The following is a 10,458-nucleotide window of genomic DNA, read 5'->3' as shown; positions in this document are numbered from 1 at the left end:
GGCGGGCTGCCGAGATCGGCGATCGCCTGGTCCAGCGCCGGGCCGTGGAACGAGAACGACAGCGTCACCTCGCCCTCGCTGCCCTTGGCCTCGACCTCGGCATCGAGATGGCCGAGCAGGCAGACCTTGCCTTCATTGCCGAAGCGGATGCGGTCGCCGGCCGTGAGCTTCTTCGCCGGCTTCACCAGCGCCTGCCAGCGCGAGCCGTCGAGCCGCTTGATCAGGGTGGCCTCGATCTTCGGCTCGGTCTCGCGGCCGATGCGGCGGCCCTTCAGTTGCGCCGCGATCACCTTGGTGTCGTTGACGACGATCCGGTCACCGGGCCTTAGCCATGAAGGCAGGTCGGCGACGATCCGGTCGCGCAACGCGCCGTTCTCCACGACCAGCATCTTGGCGGAGTCGCGCGGGCTCGCCGGGCGCAAGGCGATGCGCTCGGCGGGCAGATCGAAATCGAAGAGATCGGTGCGCATGAGCGCCGTCGCGCCTTAGATCTTGGCTTGCGTCATTCCGGGGCGATGCGCAGCATCGAACCCGGAATCTCGAGATTCCCAGGTGCGCAATTGCGCACCAGAGTTCGCGCTAACGCGCGCTCCGGAATGACCGCTACGCGGTCATTCCTTGTCCGCGGCCATCCGCGCCTTGACGATCTTGTCGGGGTTCTGCACGGGCTCGCCGCGCTTGATCTTGTCGACGTTCTCCATGCCCTCGGTGACCTTGCCCCAGACCGTGTACTGGTTGTCGAGGAAGCGGGCATCGTCGAAGCAGATGAAGAACTGGCTGTCACCGGAATCGGGGCTCGCGGCGCGGGCCATCGAGGCGGTGCCGCGCACATGCGGCTCCTTGTTGAACTCGGCCTTCAGCTTCTTGCCGGAGCCGCCGGTGCCGGTGCCATGCGGGCAGCCGGTCTGCGCCATGAAGCCCTCGATCACGCGGTGGAACACGATGCCGTCATAGAAGCCTTCGCGCACGAGCTCCTTGATGCGCGCGACGTGGCCGGGCGCGAGATCGGGCCGCATCTCGATGGTGACGGGGCCCTGCGTGGTCTCGAGGATCAGGGTGTTTTCGGTGACGCTCATGCTCGTCTCTCTTGCGTTGGGGGTGAAGTCTTCCGATTGCGGAACTGGATCGCGAATGGACGTCCCGCGGCGGCGCCGGCCATTGCATCGGTAAATGGCATCGGCGTGCAGCGTTGCAACGCCTCCATCACCGCGATCCGGTATTGCAGCCGGTCATTGTCGGAGGCCTCCGCGGATTCATAGGTAATCCTCGGATGGCCCAGAATGTTTCCGGCCCGGTTAAAGCTCACCACGACCGTGATGTCGAGTGGGCGCGCCTTGGCCGGCGACGGCGGCCTCCAGCAGGTGCGCAGGTGCCGGAAGATGTCCTGGATCGTGTTGACCTGCGCGTCCTGCGCGGCCGTGCTGGAGACGCCGAGCAGCAGCATCGCGGCAATCAGCAGCAGCTTGCCACCGCGGCGCGCCATGGTCTCTCCTATTTGATGTCGGAGGCGACCTGAACCTTCACCATCTTGTCGGGATCGGTGACGGAGCCGCCTGGCGAGCCCGGGGGCGCCTTCTTCAGCTTGTCGACGACGTCCATGCCCTGCACGACCTCACCGATCACGGTGTACTGGCCGTCGAGGCTGCCGCCATCGGCGAACATGATGAAGAACTGCGAGTTGGCGCTGTCGACACTGTCGCCGCGTCGGGCCATGCCGACGATGCCGCGGGCGAAGTGCACCTTGGAGAATTCCTGCTTCAGGTTCGGATATTTCGAGCCGCCGGTGCCGTTGCCGTTCTGACCATCGCCCGTCTGAGCCATGAAGCCGCCCATGACGCGGTGGAACGGCACGTTGTTGTAGAACCCCTCGCGCGCGAGCTGCTTGATGCGCTCGGCATGCTGCGGCGCGATGTCGGTCCTGAGCTTGATGACGATGCGGCCCTTGGTGCTGTCGATGACGATGGCGTTGGCCTTGTCGAGGTTTGCCGGCAATTGCTGCGCCACCGCCGGCACCGCGAACAGAAGCGCGGCAAGAACTGCGAGAATTCGGATCATGACAACTCCGGTCAGGATGAGAAAGGAAGCGGGCCGTTATCCGGCAAATTTGGCCTTGAGCTGTACCGCGACCTGCGGCGGGACAAAGGCCGAGACGTCCCCGCCCATGCCCGCGATCTGGCGCACCAAAGTGGCGGTGATCGGGCGGACCATGGGCGAGGCCGGCAGGAAGACCGTATGCACCTCGGGCGCCATGGCCTCGTTCATGCCGGCAAGCTGCATCTCGTAGTCGAGGTCGGTGCCGTCGCGCAGGCCCCGGATCATGATGGTGGCACCGTACTTGCGCGCCGAGGTGACCGACAGATCGTCGAAGGTGACGGCTTCGAGCACGCAGCCAGCCTGGGCTGCGAGCGGCCCGCAGACATCATGGAGCATCTTCAGCCGCTCCTCGGTCGAGAACAGCGGCTTCTTGCCGGGGTGCACCCCGATCGCGACGACGAGCCTGTCGCACAGGGAAACACTGTGCCGGACCACGTCCAGATGGCCGTTGGTGATGGGGTCGAAGGAACCGGGATAGAAGGCGATGCGCGGCATGCCTCCCTCCTACCGCGCCCGGCCCGGCCCGGCAAGCCGGGCGGGTTCCCTGGCTGATTCCGGCAAATTTCCGCGGGTCGTGTCGGGGACGGCCGGTTTGTTTCGTCCCGGGGGCCGCCACGAAACAAAACGGACAGCGAACGAAACCATTTTGGGTGCCGGCGAAGACGTCGCGAAACCGGGCATGGTTACCAATCCCACCAACGAATGACGGGCCGCACCACAAGGCGCTTGCGGCCGCATCACAGGGGACCGTCGATGATCAAGACTCTTTCAGCGATTGCCATCTCTGCATGCGTTGCCGCAGCCCTCACCCTCCTGCCCGGCTTTGCCCCGACCGTCGAAGCCAGCGTGCCGCAGCCGCTGGCCAAGAGCGACCGGCTCGATATCCGCAACATCGGAAAGGACTGCTCGCAACAGGCCTGGCCGAACTTCGAGGCCTCGTGCCTGCGCCGCGCCGGCACCAAGGCCAATGTCCGCGAGGCCCGCCTGGTGACGGCAGACCGCACCCCATAGTCGAAATTGTCGCGACATCACTCCGCATTGTCCGCGCGGGACTTCGTCCGCGCCTGGTGCCCGTTCGTCTCTGCCCAAGCAGCATCGAGGTGACCCAGCGGGCCGGGCGGCCCCTCCCGTAGCATGACCAGAAAGGCTTCGTGACGGCGGTCGACATCCCGAAGGTCCGCCGGGGTCGAGAGGTTGCGCCGGGCGTCGCCGGCGACGAGGTCGGCGTGCACTTCAAGACACGTCAGACGTGCCGGATCGCGCTCGACACCGACGACTGCGGTGAGCACCTCCAGAATCCGGATCAGGACGGCCGCGTTGGCCGATGCGTTCTGCCGGATCATGTGAAACATCACATTGAGGAGACCTTCGTACTGGACATGGGGGACGAACATCACCGGCCGGCCCTCGCGACACGAGATCCCGGAAGGAAGATGCCGCGGCACCAATTCGCACAAGGCCGCACCGAGCCGGTCGATTGCGCTCATCGCCGTGTGCGGGTCGTTAATGCCCGGCGACAACGCCCGGACCGCGACCTCCACTAGTTGCCTGACGGCGAATTCGAGATCCGCGGAGCTCACGCGCTGCGGCCCGAGCGCCGTCGCGTTCTGAATCGCGGCCGCTGCCCCCTCCACCGGATTCGACATCACCGCGATCGGCGCGCCCTGAAAAACGAAGTGTCCTGGTCTGACCAGCATCCTGATTGATGTGTTGTGCTCGGCCGCCCAGTCCGCCAGCCCCCGCTCGTCCAGATGCTGCAGATATCCCTGCCTGGGATCGACGATAACCGTTCTGTCCTCGCAGAACCCGGCGGGAAGCACCTGATCCCGACGCTGTTCGGTCGTCAGACGCCTTATCGCCGATTGGATTTCGTCGCTCACCAGTTCAATGACGGTGTCGACATTGATCCGGCCGGCCATGTGCCCGACAAAATACACAAGCGTGGCCACGCAGACGAAAGCCAGAAGGATCGCGACGGTCAGCGAGAGGTGCGGGATGAATGCTCCCTCAGCCGCGGTACGCACGCTGCGCAGCACGATCAGTGCGTAACAAAAGGTTCCCAGAAACACTCCGAGTGTGAACTGATTGCCGCGATCCTTGGTGAAATTCCGGAGCAACCGCGGCCCCATCTGGCCTGCTGCCAGTGAGAGAGCCGCGATCATGATCGAGAACACCGTGCCGGCAACGCCGATGATCGACGAGGCGACGGTGCCGAGCAAGGTACGGGCCCCGGTCGCACCGCCGTTGTAGAACCACTCTTCCAGCATCCAGCCGGGAACGAGCCCGCTGCGATCAAGTCCGACCAGAGCGAGCGCGCCGAGCACTCCTGCAAGGACGAGCATGGCCGGAAACAGCCAGAACGCATCGGCCAATTCGTCAATCAGCCTGCGAAGTCGTGCAGTCATTATTCCCCGATAGGGTCGGTACCGTACCAATGATGATGCTCGCCAGGCAGATCTCGGCGCGCCGCAGCGAAAACTTCCTCGCGAGCGAGTAGCAAACGTCTGCGCGGGAGCCCCGTTCCCCGCCTGCAGATGCGATTGATCGTGTCACTCGGTCACGACCACGCCGCCGGACATCGTCTGCTCCGAGGCAGCGCATGAGAACGACATCGGGGTCGAGCGCATTTCACTTCGCAAGTGCGATATTCTTGTTGTACCATGGATAACCGCGCGCTTGATCCGGACGCGAGCGACGTTGCAGCCATCGAGTGATGTCCGGCGAATGCATCTTCGAACCGGTGGCGCCGGGTCGAACGGAGCCCAGCCACTTGTTTTCCCTCCTCGAGCTTGCAGCTATTCTTCTCACGCTTTCAGCGGCATTCGGCTGGCTCAATCACAAATTCATTCCTCTGCCGCACACGATCGGACTGCTCGTCATGAGCGTCGCGACCTCGGTCATATTGGTCATGATCGATGTCGCTTTTCCGAAACAGCATCTGTTCGAACCGCTGACCTCGGCGCTGCTGCAGATCGACTTCGCCTCCGTCGTCATGAACGGAATGCTGGGCTTCCTGTTGTTCGCCGGCGCCCTTCACGTCGATCTGGACAAGCTGCGCAGCCGCGCGATTCCGGTCGCCATCATGGCCGGTCTTGGCACCGTGATCTCGACCGCCGCCATCGGTTTCGGAATCTGGGCGGCCGCCGGGTTGATCGGCCACCCCATGACCCTGGCCTGGGCGCTGGTGTTCGGCGCCTTGATCAGCCCGACCGATCCTGTCGCCGTGCTCGGCGTCCTGAAGAACGTGCAGGTGCCTGCCAGCCTTGAAGTCGAGATGCAGGGCGAGTCCCTGTTCAACGACGGCGTCGGCATCGTCCTGTTCGTCATCCTGCTGAGATTTGCCACAGGTAACGGCGAGGACACCAGTGGGTTTGCCATCGTCGAGCTTCTTCTGCTCGAAGCGGGCGGCGGCCTGCTGCTTGGTCTGATGACCGGCTACATTGCGTATCTGGCGATGCGGTGGATCGACGACTACCCGATCGAAGTGCTGATATCGCTTGCCCTGGTGACCGGCACATACGCGCTGGCGCAGCGGCTCCATGTCAGCGCCCCCCTGTCGGTGGTGGCGGCCGGACTCCTGATCGGCGATCGCGGTCCTCGCTACGCGATGAGCGAGCGAACCCGTAGCTACGTTTACGCGCTCTGGACCCTGATCGACGAGATCCTCAATTCAGTCCTGTTCCTGCTGATCGGACTTGAGGTGCTCGTGCTGCGCTTCGAACCATCGGCGCTGGTCGTGGCGCTCGCAACGATTCCAATTGCTCTCGTCGCGCGCCTGCTGGCCGTCGCCGCTCCGCCGCTCGCGTTTGCATGGACCAACCTTCTGTCGCTACAGAACGTCCCGTTCCTGACCTGGGCGGGCGTGCGCGGCGGCATCTCGGTTGCGCTGGCGCTGTCCGTTCCCGACAGTCCGGACAAACCCATTATCCTCGCCGCCACCTATGCCGTCGTTCTCTTCAGCATCGTCATCCAGGGCTCCACCCTCGGACTCGTTGCAAGCAGGACGATCCCGGCGGAAGCCGGCTCGGACGCAGCGCCGGAGCCGAAATCCTGACAAAGCGCCGGCTGGCCCGACGCCGGCCTCGGCAAGCAAATTCCGCGCGAACGCAGCTTTCAGGCGAACGCGCCGCGGGGGGGGGGCATCCGTGGACACAATCGGAGGGAGCGCCGCTGGGTCCGGTGCAGCGACCGCTTAGCTCCCGCCTTCGCCGTTCCCGTTCTCCGCCTCTTCCGTGATGTGCTCGACCGAGACGACGTGCTCGTCCTCGGCGGTGTCGAACACGATCACGCCTTGCGTCGAGCGGCCGGCGATGCGGATACCCTCGACCGGGCAGCGGATCAACTGGCCCTTGTCGGTGACCAGCATGATTTGATCAGCATCCTCGACGGGGAAGGATGCGACGAGGTTGCCGTTGCGGTTGTTGACGCTCATGGCGACGATGCCTTTGCCGCCGCGCCCCGTGGTGCGATACTCGTAGGACGAGGTCCGCTTGCCGTAGCCGTTGACGGAGACGGTTAGCACGACCTGCTCCTGCGCCGACATCTCGGCATAACGCTCCTGCGACAGCTGGAAGCTGCCGGAGATCTCCTCGGCCTCGGTATCGGCCGGCGCCTCGTCCGCCGCAGCTTCGCCCGCCACCGCACGGCGCATCTTCAGGTAGGCCGAGCGCTCGTCCGAGGTGGTCTCGACGTGGCGCAGGATCGCCAGAGAAATCACCTTGTCGGCGTCGGCGAGGGCGATGCCGCGCACACCCATCGAGGTGCGCCCGGTGAACACGCGCACGTCGGTGACGGGGAAGCGGATGCACTGGCCGCCGGCGGCGGTCAGCAGCACGTCGTCGCGCTCGGTGCAGATCTGCACGTCGACGATCGCCTCGTTGTCGTCGAGCTTCATCGCGATGATGCCGGAGCGGCGGACGTCGACGAAGTCGGACAGCTTGTTGCGGCGGACGTTGCCGCCGGTGGTGGCGAACATCACGTCGAGCTCGCCCCAGGTCGATTCATCCTCCGGCAGCGGCATGATGGTGGTGATGCGCTCGCCCTGCTCCAGCGGCAGGATGTTGATCATCGCCTTGCCGCGCGCGTTCGGCGCGGCCATCGGCAGCCGCCAGACCTTTTCCTTGTAGACCTGGCCGCGCGAGGAGAAGAACAGCACCGGCGTATGCGTGGACGCCACGAACAGGCGGCTGACGAAATCCTCGTCGCGGGTCTGCATGCCGGAGCGGCCCTTGCCGCCGCGGCGCTGGGCCCGGTAGGCCGACAGCGGCACGCGCTTGACGTAGCCGGCGTGGGAGACGGTGACGACCATGTCCTCGCGCTGGATCAGGTCCTCGTCCTCGACCTCGCCCTCCTGCTCCATGATCACGGTGCGGCGCGGCGTGGCGAATTCGGCCTTCACCTCGGTGAGCTCGGTCTTGATGATGTCGAGGATGCGGGCGCGCGAGCGCAGGATCTCGAGATATTCGCCGATCTCGCCGGCGAGCTTTGCGAGCTCCTCGCCGATCTCGTCGCGGCCAAGCGCGGTGAGACGTGCGAGGCGCAGCTCCAGGATCGCCCTTGCCTGCTCCAGCGACAGGCGGATGGTGCCGTCTTCGTTGATGCGGTGACGGGGGTCGTCGATCAGCGTGATGATGTCCTCGACGTCGCGCGCGGGCCAGTCGCGCGTCATCAGCGTCTCGCGCGCGGCGGCCGGCGTCGGCGAGTGCCGGATCACCTTGATGATCTCGTCGATATTGGCGACCGCGATGGCGAGGCCGACCTGCTCATGCGCGCGCTCGCGCGCCTTGCGCAGCCTGTATTTGGTGCGGCGTGTGACGACCTGCTCGCGGAAGCCGACGAAGATCGTCAGCATGTCCTTCAGGGTCATCGTCTGCGGACGGCCGGAATCGAGCGCGACGGCGTTGACGCCGAAACTGGTCTGCAGCGGCGTGAACTTGTAGAGCTGGTTCAGCACCACGTCGGGCACCGCATCGCGCTTGAGCTCGACGACGACGCGGTAGCCGTCGCGGTCGGATTCGTCGCGAAGATCGGAGATGCCCTCGATCTTCTTTTCCTTGTAGAGCTCGGCGATGCGCTCGACCATCGTCGCCTTGTTCACCTGATACGGGATCTCGGTGATGACGATCGCCTCGCGTTCCTTCCGGATCGTCTCGAAGGTGACCTTGCCGCGCATCACGATCGAACCGCGGCCGAGATGATAGGCGCTGCGGATGCCCTGGCGTCCGAGGATGATGCCGCCGGTCGGGAAATCCGGGCCCGGGATGATGTTGTTGAGCTCGTCGATGGTCAGCGACGGATTGTCGATCAGCGCGACGCAGGCATCGATCACCTCGCCGAGATTGTGCGGCGGGATGTTGGTGGCCATGCCGACCGCGATGCCGCCGGCGCCGTTTACCAGCAGGTTCGGGAACCGCGCGGGCAGAACCACCGGCTCCTTCTCGGAGCCGTCGTAATTGTCCTGGAAGTCGACCGTGTCGTCGTCGATGTCTTCGAGCAGCTTCAGCGCGATCTTGGTCAGGCGCGACTCGGTGTAGCGCATCGCCGCGGCCGGATCGCCGTCGACCGAGCCGAAATTGCCCTGCCCGTCGATCAGCGGCGCGCGCATCGAGAAGTCCTGCGCCATGCGAACCAAGGCGTCGTAGATCGCCTGGTCGCCATGGGGATGGTACTTGCCCATGACCTCGCCGACGGCACCGGCGGACTTCTTGTGTTTCTTGTCCGGGGTGTCGCCGCGATTGTTCATCGCGAACAGGATGCGGCGGTGCACCGGCTTCAACCCGTCGCGCGCATCGGGCAGCGCACGCGCCACGATCACGCTCATGGCGTAATCGAGATAGGACTTCTTCATCTCCTCGTAGATGGAAACGGGGCGAATATCCGAGGGATGCGCCGGCTGGTCGCCGGGCTTGTTGTCGTCGTCAGCCAAGGGGGAATCCGGTGAGTTCTTGTCTGGGAATCATATAGCGCATCGAGGGTCGGATAACCACCCTCGCGCGAGGGTCGATAAGCGCTTTTTCCGCTTATTTTTCCAACGACTTACGGCTTCGGACAAGGTGCCTCGGGCAACCCCGGAAATGGCACCGCGGAACCGCCTCCGACACCCCCAAAACCGCGCTGCGCGGCGCGCCCCACCGGCCCGTTCGCAGCGCTCTGGAGCTGCGGAGTGCCGTCGTCTGAAATGTCGGGTCGATTGAATTCAAGCCGGACATGAAGCGGGCCCGGAAAACCCGAGCCCGCCCCGTCGAGCCAGAATTGCTGATACGACACGCCAGGCTCCATGCGCTCGGCGCGTCTCGATAGGCGCGATCCGCGTCCTCAGAACGGGATGTCGTCGTCCATGTCGCTGTTGCGGCCACCACCGGCGGCAACGGGACGACGCGGCGCGCTGCTGACCGGACCGGAGGAGCCGAAATCGCCGCCCGGCTCGTCGCCGAAGCTGCCGCCTCCTCCGCCGCCACCGCGGCCATCGAGCATGGTCAGCGTCGAGTTGAAGCCCTGGAGCACGACCTCGGTCGAATACTTCTCGACGCCGCTCTGGTCGGTCCATTTGCGGGTCTGCAGCGCGCCCTCGATGTAAACCTTGGCGCCCTTCTTCAGGTACTGCTCGGCGACCTTGCAGAGCCCTTCATTGAAGATCACGACGCGGTGCCACTCGGTCTTCTCCTTGCGCTCGCCGGTATTCTTGTCGCGCCAGGTCTCCGAGGTCGCGATACTCAAATTCGCGATCGGCCGCCCGTCCTGGGTGCGGCGGATTTCAGGATCCTTGCCGAGATTTCCAACCAGAATGACCTTGTTGACGCTTCCCGCCATCGCCGCTCTCCACTCCGAATGCCACTGAATTTAAAAAGGGCGAGACCCGCTGCCCGCGTTCCTCTGCGCCTGTTGAGGCGACCCTATACGCTTGCGGGCACCAATCAGCCCGCACCCCTCAGGGTTATCCCCACATATAGCATTCCCGTCGGCTCCGTTCCAGATTTGTTCTTCATGCCAAAAGGACAGAACAATTTGGCTTCAGGCCGATGGCAGGGGAACCCGGATGGAACCTTTCCGGGTTCCCGAGAAGTACAAAAACCGCTTAACATTCATCAAGTTGCAGCCACCTCAATCGGCCGGCGAGTGTGGCATTTCGGAGACGGACTTTGCCCATTCCTTTGGCTATCGTTGCCTCGGAATTAGTTCATATGGGCGTCGCGCCTGATCAGCCGTTTTCGGGGACCTCGAGAAGCGGACGAAACTGGGGAGACTGCAATGAATAAGATTCTGTTTGGTGCAATCAGTGTAATGGCGTTGGGGCTGGCGGCTCCTGCAAGCGCGGCGGATCTTGCCGCCCGTCCCTACACCAAGGCTCCACCGCCGATTGCCGCC

The 10,458-nt window shown here is 64.4% G+C and carries 10 protein-coding genes; 2 read left to right on the top strand and 8 right to left on the bottom strand.

Annotation, left to right across the window (positions count from 1 at the left end; genetic code table 11):
- The 5 genes from IC50_RS07800 to coaD all read right to left on the bottom strand — a co-directional run.
- A partial coding sequence (locus tag IC50_RS07800; protein ID WP_035702665.1) for an S-adenosylmethionine:tRNA ribosyltransferase-isomerase occupies positions 1–470 on the bottom strand: 470 nt, incomplete at its 3' end.
- A 141-nt stretch (positions 471–611) separates the two neighbouring features.
- Positions 612–1,076: a peptidylprolyl isomerase gene (locus IC50_RS07795; protein ID WP_035702663.1), complete on the bottom strand. Its 465-nt coding sequence runs from the start codon at positions 1,074–1,076 to the stop codon at positions 612–614.
- Positions 1,073–1,483 carry a hypothetical protein gene (locus IC50_RS07790; protein ID WP_035702659.1) on the bottom strand — a complete coding sequence of 137 codons (411 nt, stop codon included), beginning with the start codon at positions 1,481–1,483 and terminating at the stop codon, positions 1,073–1,075. Before IC50_RS07790 ends, IC50_RS07795 begins: the two co-directional genes overlap by 4 nt.
- An 8-nt stretch (positions 1,484–1,491) precedes the next feature.
- Entirely contained in the window at positions 1,492–2,055 is a 564-nt protein-coding gene (locus IC50_RS07785) for a peptidylprolyl isomerase (RefSeq protein WP_035702657.1), read from the bottom strand.
- Between the two features lie 36 nt (positions 2,056–2,091).
- On the bottom strand, positions 2,092–2,589 hold the full coding sequence (gene coaD / locus IC50_RS07780; protein WP_035702655.1) for a pantetheine-phosphate adenylyltransferase: 498 nt from the start codon (positions 2,587–2,589) through the stop codon (positions 2,092–2,094).
- Positions 2,590–2,847: 258 nt separating this feature from the next.
- Here coaD and IC50_RS07775 point away from each other — a divergent pair, with 258 nt between their 5' ends.
- Positions 2,848–3,105: a hypothetical protein gene (locus IC50_RS07775; protein ID WP_035702652.1), complete on the top strand. Its 258-nt coding sequence runs from the start codon at positions 2,848–2,850 to the stop codon at positions 3,103–3,105.
- Positions 3,106–3,122: 17 nt separating this feature from the next.
- Here the strand turns inward: IC50_RS07775 and IC50_RS07770 are convergent, their stop codons facing one another.
- Positions 3,123–4,499: a DUF2254 domain-containing protein gene (locus IC50_RS07770; RefSeq protein ID WP_081492390.1), complete on the bottom strand. Its 1,377-nt coding sequence runs from the start codon at positions 4,497–4,499 to the stop codon at positions 3,123–3,125.
- A gap of 365 nt (positions 4,500–4,864) precedes the next feature.
- Here IC50_RS07770 and IC50_RS07765 point away from each other — a divergent pair, with 365 nt between their 5' ends.
- A complete protein-coding gene (locus IC50_RS07765; RefSeq protein ID WP_035702670.1) occupies positions 4,865–6,148 on the top strand; it encodes a cation:proton antiporter in 1,284 nt (427 codons plus the stop codon).
- Positions 6,149–6,286: 138 nt separating this feature from the next.
- On the opposite strand, the gene gyrA is transcribed toward IC50_RS07765, so the two are convergent.
- Complete coding sequence (gene gyrA / locus IC50_RS07760; protein WP_035702649.1) at positions 6,287–9,019, bottom strand: DNA gyrase subunit A; 2,733 nt, start codon at positions 9,017–9,019, stop codon at positions 6,287–6,289.
- 389 nt (positions 9,020–9,408) lie between these two features.
- Positions 9,409–9,903: a single-stranded DNA-binding protein gene (locus tag IC50_RS07755; RefSeq protein WP_027575349.1), complete on the bottom strand. Its 495-nt coding sequence runs from the start codon at positions 9,901–9,903 to the stop codon at positions 9,409–9,411.
- Positions 9,904–10,458 lie beyond the last annotated feature (555 nt).

Origin of the sequence: Bradyrhizobium genomosp. I (2014) (assembly GCF_000261685.1) — a bacterium.
In the GTDB taxonomy this organism is placed as follows: Bacteria; Pseudomonadota; Alphaproteobacteria; order Rhizobiales; family Xanthobacteraceae; genus Bradyrhizobium.
The sequence above is the reverse complement of the archived record's forward strand: the minus strand, read 5'-3'. Positions and strand labels throughout refer to the sequence as shown.

Coding starts and splice junctions, on each gene's coding strand:
- IC50_RS07790 (WP_035702659.1), bottom strand. CDS start 1,483: ATGGCGCGCCGCGGTGGCAAGCTGCTGCTGATTGCCGCGATGCTGCTG.
- coaD (WP_035702655.1), bottom strand. CDS start 2,589: ATGCCGCGCATCGCCTTCTATCCCGGTTCCTTCGACCCCATCACCAAC.
- IC50_RS07755 (WP_027575349.1), bottom strand. CDS start 9,903: ATGGCGGGAAGCGTCAACAAGGTCATTCTGGTTGGAAATCTCGGCAAG.
- IC50_RS07795 (WP_035702663.1), bottom strand. CDS start 1,076: ATGAGCGTCACCGAAAACACCCTGATCCTCGAGACCACGCAGGGCCCC.
- IC50_RS07775 (WP_035702652.1), top strand. CDS start 2,848: ATGATCAAGACTCTTTCAGCGATTGCCATCTCTGCATGCGTTGCCGCA.
- IC50_RS07770 (WP_081492390.1), bottom strand. CDS start 4,499: ATGACTGCACGACTTCGCAGGCTGATTGACGAATTGGCCGATGCGTTC.
- IC50_RS07785 (WP_035702657.1), bottom strand. CDS start 2,055: ATGATCCGAATTCTCGCAGTTCTTGCCGCGCTTCTGTTCGCGGTGCCG.